General features: G+C 72.3%; 14 protein-coding genes. 8 read left to right on the forward strand and 6 right to left on the reverse strand.

Translation table 11 applies throughout. The features are described from left to right. Nucleotides 1–71 precede the first annotated feature (71 nt). Nucleotides 72–905, reverse strand: a complete 834-nt coding sequence (locus tag ACWGR4_RS09205) for an IclR family transcriptional regulator (protein WP_379998278.1) — start codon at nucleotides 903–905, stop codon at nucleotides 72–74. Nucleotides 906–1,109: 204 nt separating this feature from the next. Between ACWGR4_RS09205 and ACWGR4_RS09210 the strand changes: the two genes are divergently transcribed. The 7 genes from ACWGR4_RS09210 to ACWGR4_RS09240 all read left to right on the forward strand — a co-directional run bounded on the left by ACWGR4_RS09210 (nucleotide 1,110) and on the right by ACWGR4_RS09240 (nucleotide 9,599). Next, nucleotides 1,110–2,483 (forward strand): aspartate aminotransferase family protein, encoded by a 1,374-nt coding sequence (locus tag ACWGR4_RS09210; RefSeq protein WP_452128843.1) that lies wholly within the window; start codon nucleotides 1,110–1,112, stop codon nucleotides 2,481–2,483. Then, the gene (locus ACWGR4_RS09215) at nucleotides 2,483–3,673 is read left to right on the forward strand and encodes a mandelate racemase/muconate lactonizing enzyme family protein (protein WP_379998282.1); all 1,191 of its coding nucleotides are present in this window, start codon (nucleotides 2,483–2,485) and stop codon (nucleotides 3,671–3,673) included. The genes ACWGR4_RS09210 and ACWGR4_RS09215 overlap by 1 nt, the downstream gene beginning before the upstream one ends. Further along, nucleotides 3,670–4,536 carry an amidohydrolase family protein gene (locus ACWGR4_RS09220; protein ID WP_379998284.1) on the forward strand — a complete coding sequence of 289 codons (867 nt, stop codon included), beginning with the start codon at nucleotides 3,670–3,672 and terminating at the stop codon, nucleotides 4,534–4,536. The genes ACWGR4_RS09215 and ACWGR4_RS09220 overlap by 4 nt, the downstream gene beginning before the upstream one ends. Further along, nucleotides 4,533–5,366: an SDR family NAD(P)-dependent oxidoreductase gene (locus tag ACWGR4_RS09225; protein WP_452128842.1), complete on the forward strand. Its 834-nt coding sequence runs from the start codon at nucleotides 4,533–4,535 to the stop codon at nucleotides 5,364–5,366. The genes ACWGR4_RS09220 and ACWGR4_RS09225 overlap by 4 nt, the downstream gene beginning before the upstream one ends. Before the next feature lie 246 nt (nucleotides 5,367–5,612). Beyond that, the gene (locus tag ACWGR4_RS09230) at nucleotides 5,613–7,634 is read left to right on the forward strand and encodes a peptidase C14 (protein WP_452128841.1); all 2,022 of its coding nucleotides are present in this window, start codon (nucleotides 5,613–5,615) and stop codon (nucleotides 7,632–7,634) included. Between the two features lies 1 nt (nucleotide 7,635). Further along, nucleotides 7,636–8,544, forward strand: coding sequence for a GNAT family N-acetyltransferase (locus ACWGR4_RS09235; RefSeq protein WP_452128840.1), 909 nt, complete (start codon nucleotides 7,636–7,638; stop codon nucleotides 8,542–8,544). A gap of 50 nt (nucleotides 8,545–8,594) precedes the next feature. Continuing rightward, complete coding sequence (locus tag ACWGR4_RS09240) at nucleotides 8,595–9,599, forward strand: lactonase family protein (RefSeq protein ID WP_452134193.1); 1,005 nt, start codon at nucleotides 8,595–8,597, stop codon at nucleotides 9,597–9,599. Here ACWGR4_RS09240 and ACWGR4_RS09245 read toward each other — a convergent pair. Continuing rightward, complete coding sequence (locus ACWGR4_RS09245; RefSeq protein ID WP_452128838.1) at nucleotides 9,559–10,434, reverse strand: NAD(P)-dependent oxidoreductase; 876 nt, start codon at nucleotides 10,432–10,434, stop codon at nucleotides 9,559–9,561. The genes ACWGR4_RS09240 and ACWGR4_RS09245 overlap by 41 nt on opposite strands. A gap of 119 nt (nucleotides 10,435–10,553) precedes the next feature. On the opposite strand from ACWGR4_RS09245, the gene ACWGR4_RS09250 reads away from it, so the two are divergent. Then, the gene (locus ACWGR4_RS09250) at nucleotides 10,554–11,198 is read left to right on the forward strand and encodes a TetR/AcrR family transcriptional regulator (protein ID WP_452128837.1); all 645 of its coding nucleotides are present in this window, start codon (nucleotides 10,554–10,556) and stop codon (nucleotides 11,196–11,198) included. Here the strand turns inward: ACWGR4_RS09250 and ACWGR4_RS09255 are convergent. The 4 genes from ACWGR4_RS09255 to ACWGR4_RS09270 form a co-directional block, all read right to left on the reverse strand. Then, nucleotides 11,195–11,860 carry a response regulator gene (locus ACWGR4_RS09255; RefSeq protein WP_452128836.1) on the reverse strand — a complete coding sequence of 222 codons (666 nt, stop codon included), beginning with the start codon at nucleotides 11,858–11,860 and terminating at the stop codon, nucleotides 11,195–11,197. The two genes, ACWGR4_RS09250 and ACWGR4_RS09255, sit on opposite strands and share 4 nt — an antisense overlap. A 70-nt stretch (nucleotides 11,861–11,930) precedes the next feature. Further along, nucleotides 11,931–13,313, reverse strand: a complete 1,383-nt coding sequence (locus ACWGR4_RS09260) for a sensor histidine kinase (RefSeq protein ID WP_452128835.1) — start codon at nucleotides 13,311–13,313, stop codon at nucleotides 11,931–11,933. A gap of 73 nt (nucleotides 13,314–13,386) precedes the next feature. Then, nucleotides 13,387–14,520: an acyltransferase family protein gene (locus ACWGR4_RS09265; RefSeq protein ID WP_452128834.1), complete on the reverse strand. Its 1,134-nt coding sequence runs from the start codon at nucleotides 14,518–14,520 to the stop codon at nucleotides 13,387–13,389. Next, the gene (locus ACWGR4_RS09270) at nucleotides 14,513–15,484 is read right to left on the reverse strand and encodes an alpha/beta hydrolase (RefSeq protein ID WP_452128833.1); all 972 of its coding nucleotides are present in this window, start codon (nucleotides 15,482–15,484) and stop codon (nucleotides 14,513–14,515) included. Before ACWGR4_RS09270 ends, ACWGR4_RS09265 begins: the two co-directional genes overlap by 8 nt. Nucleotides 15,485–15,630 lie beyond the last annotated feature (146 nt).

Consider the following 15,630-nt stretch of genomic DNA (forward strand, 5'->3'; position numbering starts at 1 on the left):
GCGGGAACACGAAGGGGTCGCGACGGATTGTTCCGCCACGACCCCTTCGCCCGATTGTTCACCCACCGATTTCAGCCGGCGCCGATGTCGCCTTCGCCACTCTCCGTGCTGCCCAACTCGCGGCTGACCCGCAGCGCGCCGGCCCGCACCTGGCGGCCCAGTTCCTGGAATCGCCAGCCGGGCAGGTCGAGCTTGAGGCCGGTGATGCTGATCGCGCCCACACACTTGTCGCGGTGGTCGCGGACCGGGCTGCCGATGCAGAAGATCCCGTCCGCGTCCTCCTCGTCGTCGAGCGCGTAGCCGGTCGCCCGCACGTCGCGCAGGTGGGCGATCAGGGTCTCGGTGTCGGTGATCGTGTGCGAGGTGCGCCGGGGCAGCCCGGAACGGTGGATCACCTCGCGCGCCTCGGCCTCGGGCAACGCGGACAGGATCGCCTTGCCCAGGCCGGTGCAGTGCGGCAGCTCCCGTACCCCCATGCGCAGGTCCAGGCGGACCCGCTGCTCTATGCCGACCTGGTCGACCACCACCGCGAGCCCGCCCTCGGGCACCGCGAAGCGGGCGGCCATGCCGGTCTGCCGGGTCAGCTCCGCCAGCACCGGGCGGGCCACGTCGCGCAGCGACACCTGGGCCTGGGCCCGGTCGCCGAGTCGGGCCAGGCCCATCCCGAGCCGGTAGCGCCGATTCATCCCCTCGCCGTCGTCGGACACGAGGCCGTAGCCGCGCAGGGTCTGGAGCAGTCCGAAGGTCGCGCTCTTCGAGATCCCGCAGGCCTGACCGACCTCCGTGACGCTCATGCCGTCCCCCGGACCACGTGCGGAGAGCACTTCGAGGATGTCCGCGGCCCGGGCGACGGACTTCACCCAGTACTTCGACTCCTCGACATTCTCGTTAACGCTGTTCGACATAGCAGAACACTTTACCGGTCCAGACCTCTTGACTGCTTTGTACATCCAAATGTAGAGTCCTGCACTGTTCGGCTCTGTCGAACAGTGTTCAGAAAACGAAAATGCACCACCTGCGACGCGTGCCGAAGGCGGATGGCGCCGGAGGTCCACGGCCTGGCAGGGCCGCGGATCCGAACGGTCACGAACGACGCAAGGAGCCCACCGATGAGTGTCGGCACAGCCGCCACCGACTCCCTTCCCGCCCGAGCCCTTCGGGTCATTCCGGGCGGGGTGAACAGCGGTCAGCGCCGGATCCCGGGCCTGACCGACCTGATCGTCACCGGCACGAGCGGGGCGAACTTCACCGACGCGAAGGGTCGCGTCTACACCGACTACCACTCCGCGTTCGGCCCGCCGCTGCTCGGCCACAACGACCCCGACGTACAGCGCGCGGTGGCCGAGGCCGCGACCCGCCTGGACCTGACCGGCGTCGCCGTCACCGAGGGCGAGGTCACTCTCGCCGAGACCCTGGTCGAACTGGTCCCCTCGGTCGAGAAGGTGCTGCTCACCAGCACCGGCAGCGAGGCCACGTTCCACGCGCTGCGGGTCGCCCGCGCGGTGACCGGACGGCGGCTGATCGTCAAGTTCCAGGGCTGCTACCACGGTTGGCACGACGCGGTCAGCCTGAACGTGATCTCCTCGCCCGAGGCGGTCGGCGCGCCCGACCCGATCTCCACCGGGATCCTGCCCGAGGTGCTGGCCGCCACCCTGGTCCTGCCGTTCAACGACCCGGCCGCGGTACGCGCCGCGTTCGCCGAGCACGGCGCGGACATCGCCGCGGTGATCCTGGAGCCGATCCCGCACAACGTCGGCTGCCTGCTGCCCGACGCCGAGTTCCTCACCACGCTGCGCGAACAGTGCACCGCACACGGCTCGGTGCTGGTCTTCGACGAGGTGATCACCGGCTTTCGGCACGACCTCGGCGGCTACCAGAAGATCGCCGGGATCACCCCCGACCTGACCACCTTCGGCAAGGCCATCGCCAACGGCGCCCCGGTCGGCGCGCTCGGCGGCCGGGCCGACCTGATGGAGCAGTTCAGCACCCGCCCCGGCGCGCCCGCGTTCTTCGCCGGCACCTACAACGGCCACCCGTGGGTGGTCGCCGCCGCCCTGGAGACGCTGCGCAAGCTGCGCGAGGAGCCGGTCCACGAGCACGTGTTCCGCCTCGGCGAGCGGGTGCGCACCGGCCTGGCCGAGATGTACACCCGGCTCGGCGTCCCGGCCGTGGTCACCGGCTACGGCTCGGTGTTCGTCACCTACTTCATGACCGGCGGCGTACCGCGCAGCTACGACGACCTGCTCGCCAACGACGCGAACCTGTTCATCGGCTACCGCCGCCGCCTGCTCGAACACGGCGTGTTCGAACTGCCGTTGAACCTCAAGCGCAGCCACATCTCGTACGCGCACACCGACGCCGACGTGGACCACCTGATCGCCGCCACCGAACTGGCCGTGCAGGACGCGATCAAGGACGGCGGCATCGACGAACTCGCCGGCACCTCCACGATGGGCGGCGCGACCGAGGGGACGGCCCACTGATGCTCGTCGTCGACCGCACCCGACCCACCGGACCCGCCGGCCGGATCACCCACGTCGAGACCCTGCTCCTGGGCACCGCGTGGCGCGACTTCGGCTACGTCCGTGTACACACCGACCAGGGCCTGTCCGGCGTCGGCGAGATCACCCACCCCTACCGGGTCGCCGAGACCGCCGCACTGGCCGAGGCGATGGCGCGGCGGCACCTGATCGGCGCCGACCCGTTCGACACCGAGGAGATCTGGCTGCGCCTGTACCAGGGCGACTTCCTGCGCGGCGGCGACATCGGCGGCATCGTGCTCTCCGGCTTCGACCAGGCCATGCACGACCTGATGGGCAAGGCACTGGGCGTACCGGTGTACCGGCTCACCGGCGGCGCCTGCCGGGACAGGGTCCGGGTATACGCGAACGGCTGGTACAACGGCGAGCGCGACCCGGCGGTGTTCGCGGCCAAGGCCAAGGAGACCGTGGCCAAGGGGTATTCGGCGCTCAAGTTCGACCCGTTCGGCGCCGGGCTGCACGAATTGTCCCGGGCCGAACTGCGCCAGTCGGTCGAGCTGGTGGGCGCGGTCCGCGAGGCGATCGGGCCGGACGTGGACCTGTTCGTCGAGGGACACGCGCGGTTCGCGATGACCACCGCCTCCGCGCTGCTGCGGGCGCTGGAGCCGTTCGACATCGGCTGGTTGGAGGAGCCGATGCCCTGGACGCACATCGAGCGCTACGCGGAACTGCGCGCCCGCGCGCCGTTCCCGATCTCCGGCGGCGAACACTTCCACAACCGCTACGAGTACAAGCAGTTGTTCGCGACCAACGCGGTGGACATCATCCAGCCGGACCTGTCCATGGCCGGGGGCCTGACCGAGGTGCGCAAGCTGGCCGCGATCGCCGACACGCACGGCGTGATGGTCGCCCCGCACAACTCCAACTCCCCGCTGTGCACCACCGTTTCGGTGCACGCCGCGCTCGGGATCACCAACTTCAAGATCCTGGAGACCTTCGACGGCCTGCTGGAGCCCTACGTGTTCGACGCGGTGCGCGGCGCACTGCCGGTGACCGCCGACGGCCACGTGGAGATCCCCACCGCACCCGGCTTCGGCGTCGAACTCGACGACGACGTGTTCGCCGAACACCCGCCGACGCACCGGTTCTGGAACATGTTCTCGGCCGGCTGGGAGAAGAGGAACCGCACATGACCTCCGCGCCGGCGGGCCCCGGCATCGTCGACGTGCACTCCCATCTGTTCCGGCAGTGTTGCGACTTCGACGATGCGTTCAAGGCCGAGTCGGCCCGCGCGCACGCGGGCGAGGTGGACCTGACCGTGCGCTGGGCCGACTACGCGGCGAGCAGCCCGGCGGACACCCGCACCATCGTGGTCGGCGGCAAGGCACGACGCAGCGGGTTGTGGGTCGAGGACAAGGCCGTCGCCGAGTATGTCGGCGCGCAGCCGGAGCGGCTGATCGGCTACCTGTCGATCGACCCGACCCAACCCGGCTGGCAGGACGAACTGCGTTTCGGACACCAGGAGTTGGGGCTTCGCGGGATCAAGCTGATGCCGATGTACGCGGGCTTCGACCCGGGCGATCCGCACTACGACCCGCTGTTCGCCTACGCCGAGGACAACGGCCTGCCGATCCTGGTGCACACCGGGACCACGTTCGTCTCGGCGGCGCCGATCGCCTACGCGCAGCCGAGGTTGCTGGACCCGGTGGCGATCCGGCATCCGGAACTGCGCATGGTGCTCGCGCATCTGGGCCATCCGTTCGAGGGCGAGTGCATCGCGGTGATCCGCAAGCACCCGCACCTGTACGCCGATCTCAGCGCGCTGCACTACCGGCCGTTCCAGCTGTGGCACAGCCTGCGGCTCGCCCAGGACTACGGGGTGCTGCACAAGCTGCTGTTCGGCAGCGACTACCCGTTCACCACGGTGGACGCGTCGGTGACCGGGCTGCGCGAAGTGGCCGCCGTGCCCGGCATCCCGGGTCTGCCGCCGCTGGACCGGGACGCGGTGGAGGCGATCATCTTCCGTGACGCGCTGCCCCTGCTGGGGTTGTCGTGACCGGCGGCGAGGCGGGGCGCACGGTGGACTTCGCGCTGACCGACCGCACCGCGCTGGTCACCGGCGCGGCCGGCGGCCTGGGTCGGGCATTCGCGGTCGCGCTGGCCGAAGCGGGCGCCGACATCGTGCTCACCGACCTGCCGGGCGTCGACTTGGAGCCGACCCGCGCGGCCGTCGAGGCGACCGGCCGCGCCGCTCGGGTAATGCCGTTCGACCTGGCCGATACCGCCGGGCTGGCCGGCTTCGTGGACGAGGTGCGGGCCGCGGCCGGGCCGCTGCACATCCTGGTCAACAACGCGGGCACGGCCGCCCTGGAACGGTTCAACGAGATCTCCGTGGCGAGTTGGCGGCGGGTGCTCGCGGTGAACCTGGACGCGGTGTTCTTCCTGTCCCAGCGGGTCGCCGAGCACCAGATCGCGGACCGGGTCGCCGGCCGGATCATCGCGGTGACCTCGAAGAACGCCCACGTCGCCGAAGCCGGGTTGGCCCACTACAACGCGTCCAAGGCGGGTGTGGACCTGCTCGTACAGAGCCTGGCGGTCGAACTCGCTCCGCACGCAATCACCGTCAACGCCGTGGCGCCCGGCATGGTCGAGACGCCCATCGACGGCGAATTCCCGCTGGACCGGGAGCCGTTCGAGGCCGCCTACCGGGAACGAATCCCGCTCGGCCGCTACGCCACCCCCGACGAGTGCGCCGGCGCGGTGGTCTTCCTGGCCTCGCCCGCCGCGTCCTACGTGACCGGCACCCGCATCGTCGTCGACGGCGGCGTGCTCGCGGACCAGATGCCGCGCATGCGCGACATGCCGCCGTACCGCAGCTCGCTCTGATCACCGGTGTGTGCCCGTCGGCCCGAAAAGGGCCGACGGGCCCGCACCCGACCCCACTTCGTGCACGGATCGAGAAAGTGAGCGGGACCCATGTCCTCACTCGGTTCTTCCCCTTCGTCGTCCCGCCGCCGACTGCTGGCCGCGGGCGGATTGGGCGGGTTGTTGCTCGCCGGTACGGCCGCCGCGGGGACCGCCTCGGCCTCCTCCGATGACGATCGGCATGGTGCCGGTTCGCGTGATGTGTCGATGAGTGTGCCGAATGTGGCCGCGTTGTTGCGGATGAACGTCAGGCCCCTGGAGGCCGACGCGATGGTGCTGGTGGCCGGCTATCACGCGGCGGGTGACGGTGGCGCGATGGTGGTGCGCTGGGATCCGCGGTCGAGGCTGGCGGTCAACGGCGGCACCGTGCTCGCCGATCCCGCCGCCGGCCGGGACGGTCGGTGGATCCAGGTGCACGACGGCGTGATGGACTTCCGCCGGTTCGGCATCCTCGATGACAAGGTCCCGGCCGACGCCGCGCTGGACGCGATGGTGAACGACCCGTACATCCACCGCGTCGAGGCGCACAGCGACCTGCTCTTCGTCAAACGCCACACCTTCGCCCGCTCGCGCATCGTGCTCGACTTCGGCGGCCACACCGTGCGCACCACCGGCATCGAGAAGAACACCCACGACAACCCCTTCGGCGCCGTCCTGTACTTCAAGGGCAAGGTCACCGACACGGTCGTGAAATACGCGCTGCCCGAGACCGTCATCGAACTCACCGACGCCTTCCCGGTTCCCGACGCCCGCGCGTTCAAGGTCGGCGAGTGGTGGACGGTCGAGATCGACCCGATCGCCGGCGGCGGCACCTACGAGCGCGAATTGCAGAAGCTGGTCGAGATCACCCAGGTCGTCGACGGCAAACACATCCGGGTCGACTACCTCAACGGATGGGAACTGGCCGCCGGGCGCGGCATCACCTGGACCCGGGTGGAACCCGTGCGGCGCGCCGACGTCCGGAACATGGTGTTCTTCGGGGCCGGTGCCGGCGACGACGAGTACACCGGCTCGCACCCGATCGCGTACGAATACGCGGTGCGCTGCGACGTCGCCGGGATCGAGGCGACCGGCTCGTTCTGGCCGGTGGTCATGCGCCGTTGGTGCACCCACTTCGTCACCGCCCGCTCGTCGTTGAAGAACCCGCCGACGGTGATGTACGGCGGCGCGGGCTATCTGACCCAGCAGATCTACTGCCTCTACGGCCGGGTCGAGGACTGCGTCTCCAGCAACGCCCGACACCTGAACGACCTGACCGCGTCCGCCTACTGTCACGTCGTCAATTGTCACGGTGACGGCGACGACCAGGGCGGCAACCCCTTCACCACGCACGGCCAGTACGAGCACGACCTGCTCTTCGAGGGCAACTCCGGCCTGATGGACATCGCCAACTCGGGTGCACTGTGGGGCACTTCGGCCAAGCGCATCACGGTGCGCGACCACACCTGCTCGTGGTTCGTCGCGGGTACGAAGATCACCGACCTGACCCTGGAGAACGTCCGGGTGATCCCACGTCCGACCTTCGACCCGGGCGGCACGCTCCAGGTCAACGCCGACGGCGTGCAGATGCGCGGCTGTGTGGCCCGCACGTTCGCGATCGGCCAGCGCTCGAACCGCTCGACCCGGCCGAACATCGTCGAGGGCTGCACGTTCGACCTGCCCGCGAAGCAGGTGCTGGTCCAGACGCCGGTGAGCAACACCGTGCACTTTCGGGACTGCCTGTTCACCGGCGTCGACGGCGCGATCCTGCGCGGCTCGGGCGAGGTCGACTTCGACTCCTGCACCCTCGTCGGCGCGGGGCCGACCGCCGCACCCCTGGAGGTCGGCTCGGCCGTACTGCGCCTGACCGCGAGCACCCTGACCGACACCGGGATCCTGCTGTCGGCCGTCCGCGACCAGAACCTGCACGTGAGCGCCGGCACCCGGCTGACCGGCGGCAACGGCGCGGGCGCGCTGCTGTCCCGGGGCGCCGGGGCGGGCGTGCTGCGCTGGCACCTGGCCGACGCTGCCTCGACCACCGACGGTGCGCATGTGCGCCTGGCGGGCGGGGTCAACCACTGGATGGCCGGCCAGACCCGGTTCACCGGCGGCCGGTTGGAGCTGCGCCCGGAGGCGTTCGGCGGCGCCTCCTCCGCGCTGCACACCGGTTGTGTCGAGGACGGGGTGACCCGGACCGCGATGCCGGCGGACGGCGCGCGGGTGGCCACGAGCGGGAACCTGGCGATCTGAGATGCGGCTGCGTCCGAGCACCACGGCCGACGAACCCGCGCTGCGCGCCCTGTGGGCGGTGGCCTTCCCGGACGCGCCCGACCTGCCCGCGCTGTACGCGCGCGACGCGGGCCGGCATCCGCGCACCCTGGTGGCCGCCGGCGACGACGGTGGGATCGACGCCGTCGTGCACTGGCAGCCCCGCCCGATCCGCAATCCGGCGGGCGGGGTGGACACGGTCGGCTGCGTCGGCAGTGTGGCCAGTGCGCCCAGGGCCCGCGGCCGGGGGTTGATCCGGCGGCTGCTCGCCCTGACCGTCGACGACATGACGCGCCACGGTTGTGCGTGGTCGTTGATGTTCAGCGGTACGCCGGGGGTGTACACGGGATCCGGCTGGGAGACCTTCGCGGCCCCGTATCTGCGCGGCGTGGCCGGCCCCGAGGCGGCATGGGGGGATCGTCGGGTACGCCCGGCCGCCCCCGCCGATCTGCCCGGGATGGTCGCCACGCACGCCGCCTGGAATGCGAACCGGCCGCTGACCACGGTGCGTTCCGCCGCCGACTGGGCGCACCGCTTCCCGCACTGGTACGCGCCGCCGACCCGGATTCTGGTCACCGAGGAGGGGGACTACGTGGTGCTCCGACCGGACACCGGCGAGGTGGTCGAACTCGCGCTCGGCCCGGGCCGCCCATACGCGCTGCCCGCACTGTTGCGGGCGGCGACGCGCGAACTCGGCGGCCCCGGCACGGTGGTGACGCTGCACGTGCCGATCGACGCGGCGCTGACCCGGGCGGTCGGCGCGGTACTCGCCGACCTGAGCACCGGGCACACCACGTTCGGGCTGGCCCGGCCGATCCAGAGCGACCGGGCCCGGGTGCGCGCCACGATCACCGCCCCTGGCGCGATCCACTGGCCGGCGGACGCGTTCTGATGAGCCGTCAGGACGCTGCGATACCACCCGACTCGGCGAGAAATCACCCCGTGCCGCCGAGTCGGGTGCCGGTCCTGGTCGGCGGCGCCGGCACGCTGGTCTGCGCCGCCGACCCGGACACGGGCGTACTGACCCCGGTCGGCCCGCCGGCCCCGGTCCGCACCGCGTACGCCGCCGCCCATCCGCGTCTCGATCTGGTCTACGGCGTGGACGAGGCGCCGGTCGGCACGATCACCGTGATCGCGACGACCGGCGGCGCCCGAATCCGGCAACAGGCCCCCTCGCACGGCGCGATCCCCTGCCATCTCGCGGTCTCCCCCGACGGCGGCCGGCTGGCCACCGCCAACTACGGCAGCGGCGACGTGGTCGTACACCGGCTCGCCCCGGACGGCGCGCTCGCGGGTGTGGCCGCCTCCGTCCCGCTGCCGGGGTCGGGCTCCGGCGTGATCGCGGACCGGCAATCCGCCGCGCATCCGCACCAGATCGTCTTCGCGGACACCGACACGTTCACCGTGGTCGACCTCGGCGGCGACGCACTGCTGACCTACCGACTCACACAGGGGCGGCCGCAGTTGCTCACCACCCGGCCCGTTCCGCCCGGAACCGGCCCCCGGCACCTGTCCGGTCGCTGGCTGCTGGGCGAACTCGACCCGGTGATCCTGGCGTTGCCCGACCTCACCCGCCACCCGCTGGCCGCGCCCGGCCTGCCGTCCGCGATCGTCACGGCGCCCGACGGGGCCCACGTGTACGCGGCCAACCGCGGCCCGGGCACCATCGCCACCCTGGCCGCCGGCGCCCCGCATACGATGTCCGACCTCCCCGCCGGCGGCGCCGCCCCGCAGGACCTGGCCTTCGTCGGCCGGATCCTGTACGCGGCCGTCCCCGACGCCGACGCGGTCACCGCGTTCGCCTGGACCCCGGGCACCGGCACGCTGCGCCCCCTCGGCGTGGCGCTGCGCGTCCCGGATCCGCGCTGCGTCCTGCCGCTGCACCCGGGCCTGCCGGCATCCCGGATCATCCCCGGCTCGACCGGAAGACCTCGGTCAGGCTGGTGAAGCTGTCCCTGCCGTGCCCGGCCGCGATCCCCCGGCGGAAGATCTCCAGGACCGCCGCCGGCAGTGCCGTGTCCACGCCCGAGTCGCGCGTGGTGTGCAGCACGTGCTCGACGCTCGCCACGCCCATCGCCAGGTTGTCCACGTCCCCGCCGTGCTCGTCCGCGTCCAGGCGGGGCGCGTAGAAGGCGAGGAAATCCGGCACCGACGCGGCCGTCGAGGACGCGTACGGCAGGAACTCCCGGGCCGAGATGCCGTTCGCCCGGGCCACCGTCAGGGCGTGCGTCGCACTGAGCATCGAGGTCCAGAAGATGTCCATCTGGAGCTGGTAGAGCAGCGCGGCCAGACCCGGATCGGCGCCCCGGTAGTCGGTGCCGGTGAGTACGGCCAGCGTGTCCCGGTGCGCCTCGAACACGTCGGCCGGGCCGCTGTAGAAGGTCGACATCTCCGGCGACCCGATGCCCGAGGGCGGCGACTGCACCCCGCCGGTCAACTGCCGGCCGCCGTGCCGACCCACCCACGCGGCCGCCTTGCGGGCCTGCTCCGGGGTGTCCGAGCTCAGATTGACCACCACCCGCCCGGCCAGCGCCGCGGCAACCGGTTCGAGCAGCGCGTACATCGCCGCGTAGTCGGTCAGGCTCAGCACCACCAACTCGTTCGCGGCCAGCGCCGCCTCGATCGTGTCGGCCCGTACGGCCCCCTCGGCCACCAGTGCGTCGGCCCTGCTCGCGGTCCTGTTCCACACCGTCGTCGGGTGGCCGGCCGCCAGGAACGCGCGGGTCATCGCCTGCCCCATCGGACCGAGACCGATGACCGTGACCGCCTGCTTGTCGCCCATGAGTACTCCCGTTTTCGCGATACGAGCAAAGGAATGCCCGAACTAGAACGAACGCTCTATCCAGTGCGAGAAACGTAGCACGCCTCTGGAACGAACGCTCTATTCGGTAGACTCGGCCCGTGCAGACGAAGACGCAGCAGAGCCGACCCGATCAGTCCGAGGCCGCCGCCGGGGCGACTCCGCTCGGCACCCGCGAGCGCATCGTGCGCACGGCGTCGCGGCTGATGCAGCGGCAGGGCTACGACGGCACCGGGATCAAGCAGATCTCCACCGAGGCCGGCGCCACGCTCGGCTCGATGTACCACTTCTTCCCGGGCGGCAAGCAGGAGTTGGCGGTCGCCGCGATCCGACACGGGGACGCGGAGTTCGTCGACATCCTGGGCGCCGTACTGGCCGCCGAGCCGGACCCGGGCGCGGCGATCCGCGCGCTCACCCGGAGTCTGGCCGAGGGGCTGCGCGCCTCCGACTGGGTCGACGGCTGTCCGGTCACCGCGACCGCGCTCGGCACCGCCGCCGGCCTGCCGGACATCCAGGCCGCCGCGGCCGAGGCGTTCGCGCACTGGCGGGAGGCGGTGCTCGCCAAGCTGATCGAGGCGGGCCTGGCCGAGACCGACGCGCGCGAACTCGCGCACACCGTGATCAGCACGCTGGAAGGCGCCGAACTGGCCGCCCAGGTGACCCGCAGCGAGGAACCGCTGCTGCTCGCCGGCACCCACCTGACCCGGCTGATCGACACCTACCCGCGCACCACCGACACGCGTTAGCGCTCGCCCGCGCGCACCACGCCGTTCTCGTACGCGAACACCGCCGCCTGCGTGCGGTCGCGCAGGTTCAGCTTGGCCAGCAGCCGGCTGACGTGCGTCTTGACCGTCTGCTCACCGATCACCAATCGCGCGGCTATCTCCGCGTTGGACAACCCGTGGGCGATCAGCGACAACACCTCGGTCTCCCGCTCGGTGAGCTGCTCGACCCGGGCGCGCGGGCCGGCGCCCGGACCGCCGAGCCGGGCGAACTCGGCGATCAGCCGCCGGGTCACGGTCGGCGCGAGCAGCGCCTCACCGGCGGCCACCACCCGTACCGCGTCCGCGAGTTGCCGCGCCGAGGCGTCCTTGAGCAGGAACCCGCTCGCCCCCGCACGCAGCGCCTCGTAGACGTACTCGTCCAGATCGAACGTGGTCAGCACCAGGACCCGGGTCGCGCAGTCGGGGTCCGCGGTGACCTCGCGGGTGGCGGCGAGGCCGTCCAGGACCGGCATCCGTACATCCATCAGCACCACGTCCGGGCGCAGCGCCGCGACCTGTGCCACCGCGTCGCGCCCGTCCACCGCCTCGCCCGCGACCTCGATCCCGGGCTGGGCGCCGAGCAGGACCGAAAAGCCCTCGCGCACCAGCATCTGGTCGTCGGCGATCAGCACCCGGATGGCCATCGTGTCCCTACCGTTCGGTCGTGGTCGCGGTCCATGGCAGGTGTCCCGGCTCCCCCACCGGTGGGCGGCGTCATTGCCCGTCCGTCGGCAGGAAGACCTCGACGTGGTAGCCGCCCTCGGGAGTATGCCCGGCCTCCAGGGTGCCGCCGATCATCGCGGCCCGCTCGCGCATGCCCATCACGCCCTGCCCGGAGCCCTCGCGCGCGGGCGGCGTCGGGTGCGGCGGCGGTTCGTTGTGTACGCGCAGGCCGAGTCCGGTCGGCACGTACGCGACCTCGACCCGCACCCGCGCGCCGGACGCGTGGCGCAGCGCGTTGCTCAGCGCCTCCTGGGCGATCCGGTAGGCGGACAGATCGACGCCCTGGGGCAGCGGGCGCGGGGCGCCGACGGTGACGCGGTCCACCGTCATCCCGGCCGCGCGCACGTTGTCGATCAGTTCGGGCAGTCGCTCCAGCGTCGGCAGCGGGGCGGGTCGCCCGTCCCGGTCCACCGCCGCGGCCCCCTCACCGTCGCCCTCGGTACGCAACAAGCCCAGCACACGGCGGAGTTCGGCCAGCGCGTCGACCGCGTTGGCCCGGATCGTGACGAAGCTGCGCACCAACTCCGGTGGCGGGTCGGCGACTCGGTAGGGGGCCGCTTCGGCCTGGATCGCGATCACCGACATGTGGTGTGCGACCACGTCGTGCAACTCGCGGGCGATCCGCGCACGTTCCTCCAGGAGTGCGCTGCGCTCCCGCTCGGTGGCGGTCAGGTCGGACTGTACGGCGAGTTCGCGGCGCGCGTCGCTGCGGCCCCGGAAGGCGACCACGACGATCATCACGGTCGCGGTCAGCAGTGCCACGGCGGGCATCGTGCCCCAGCGCGACGGGTCGTCCTGGGCGTTGCGCACCAGCACCACGCCGAGCAGCGCGGTGCACACCCACGTCTCCAGCACGATCCGCACCGGGGTGTGGAAGGCGACATGGGCCATCACCACCACCTGGGCAACCACGCCGACCGCGCTCCACGGCCACTGCATGGCGGGGGTTCCGCCGGACCCGGACCCGCCCGGCGTGGCGGCCAGCGCGCACACCGCGGTCGAGCCGAGCGACATCCACCAGGCCACGATCGGTCGTTGCGGTGCGAGCAGGATCGGAACACCCGTGGCGAGGCCCAGGGCGAAGGCCGCCCCGCCGGACACCCCGGGATACCCGGCGAACACAGCTCCCTGGATGCCCACGACGAGCACCACGGTGAGGTAGTGCAGCGCCAGGGCGACCGCGCGGCTGCTGAACGGGGCGGGCGGTCGCTCGGTTCGGACCCGGGCGTCGAACAGGTCGCCGCGCAGCGTGGTCAGCCCCCGCCGCACCCGATCCGCCGCACCGGCCCGGACGGTGGTCGAGGTCTCGGCGCCGCCCGCCGCATCCGCGACGTCGATGTCCCGCCCGCCCGATCCGCCTGCCTTTGTGCTCATCCACAGCAGGCTAGAGCCAGGCCCGGAGCCCGGCGTCCCCGACCCGGGTGATCCGGGATATCACTCTCAGGAGCTACGCGGCGGCCAAGGAGCCACGCGACCGCCCGCCGGCGGTCTCCCACCGATGGAACACCGTCCACAACACGAGCAGCACGGCGGCGAACACCGGCATCCAGCCGATCCGCGCGGCCACCCACGGCAGTCCGTCGGGCGCGGTACCCAGGCCGGGCAGTCCGCCCAGGGCGATGCCGACCGCGGTGGTCGCGAGCATCGCGCTCTGGTGCCACAGGAACACCGTCATCGCGGACAGATTGACCAGCGCCACCGCCGCCCACGTGCGCGGATGCCGGCTCAGCGCCCGGCGCAGCGGGGCCCGGACCAGCAGTGCCAGGCCGCACTGGGCAAGACCGAAGGCGACCGCCGCGAGGGTGGGCGGGTTGAGGTTGGAGATCGCCTGGCCCGGGACGCCGACCATGCTGACCGGATAGCCGCACCAGCGGATCAGCGCGGCGCAGCCGAGCGCGCCCGCCACCAGGAGCGGACCGCCCAGTCGCTCGATCCGGGCCCGATGCGGACCGGCCCAGAGCACCCCGAGGCTGTACGGGACCAGCCAGCCGGCAAGCACGTTGACCCAGCCGAGCGCGGCGGGCCCGTCGGCGGCGAACCTGGTCAGGTCCACCGCGGCGACCACGGCGAGCGCGAGCGGCGGCCCGGCCCGGCCGAGGCGGACCACCAGTGGGGTGAGCAGGGTCAGACCCGCGTAGACGAGCACGAACCACAGCGGGGAGAGCACGAGCTTGCCGAGCGTGTGGAGGGTGTCGCCGGGCACGAAGTCGGCGAGCAGCGCCACGAGTACGGTCCACACCGCGAGCAGCGCGGCGATCGGCCGGCCGAGCCGGATCATCCGCCGCCGGGCCCACGCCCGGTGGCTCCTCGCGTGGGCGTACGAGCGTGCCCCCACGTACCCGCCGACCAGGAAGAACACCGCCAGCGGCTGGAGCAGCCAGGTGGCCGGGGCGAAGTCCGGCAGCCGGCGCAGCGGGCTGCCGGTCCGCCAGTGGTCGGCGCCGGCGGACACGCCCGTGACGATCCAGTGGCCGAGGACCACGCCGAGGATGGCGAACGCCCGCAGACCGTCCACCTCCCGCTCGCGGTCGGCGGGGGTCGATTGCTCGATCCGGCGTACCAGCACGCCCGGTTCAGCCATGGGTCACCTCCGTCGCGCGGCCTCGCACGATCAACGCGAGGTTGTACAGGGCCCGCCCGCCGGGCCGCAGGTAGTCCGAGTGGCCACCGCCGCCGGCCGCGAAGTCGCGGGCGCCGAAGCCGCGCGAGGTCGGGTCCGCGCCGAAGCCGACGGTGGTGTCGAAGAACGGGATGCTGAGGTGCGGCACCACGTCGATCCAGTCCGAGTCGCCGCGACCGGCCCAGACGCGGGCGCCGGTGCCCAGGTCGTCCCGGTCGTCGACACCCAGGCCGGGGCTGCCGAACACGGCGAGATCGGCCACGTCGATCGTGGAGACCGCCCGCCCGCACACCACCGAGCCGTAGGAGTGGCACAGCAGCGACACCTGCGCGGCAGGCGCGACCGCGTACAGCCCGGCGACGAAGCGGCGCAGTTCGCGCGCGCCGTCGTCGGCCCGGCCGGTGGTCAGCACGTCGAGGCTGATCGTGTGCGGCGGGGAGTAGCCGAGCCAGGCGATCACCGCGACGCGGGCGGTCGGGTCCTGGGTATGGATCTGCGCGTACAGGGCGCGCGCGCCGCCGCCGGGGGCCGAGTACGGCTTGTCGCCGCGCGTGTCGAAGTGGTCCAGGTCGGTGTCGGCGCCCGGCACCAGGACGGCGATCCGGTCCGCGGCGGCCAGGTCGCCGACCACCTCGACCGCCCGTACCCGGCCCGCGCGGCCGTCGAAGGACAGGAAGGTCCGGGCCGGGTCGGCCATCCGCGCCAGCTTGTCCGCCCGGCCGGTGTGTCCGGTGTCCCGGGCCAGCCCGGCCGCGTCGGCGATGGCCCGCTGGTTGGCAGCGTAGCGCTCTCCCAGGGTGGTCGCGGACATCGCCGGCAGCGTCGGCGGGGCCGCCGCGGCGGCCTCCGCCGCACCCACGCCGGGCCCGGCCAGCCCGGCCGCCACCAGCACCGAGACCAGGCCCATTCGCAGCCGACCACGCATCTCCCGCTCCCGTCCTCGAAGTTCCGGACTCGAAGCTAGGAATCGGCGTCCGTAGCCTGCGTCGCGCCAGGGAGTGGACCCTGCGGGTAGCTCTGGGGGACTACATGGGCCACTCGCGTGGTCGAGCGTCGGCGGGGACGGTTCCG

The sequence above is a fragment of the Embleya sp. NPDC055664 genome, assembly GCF_053618075.1.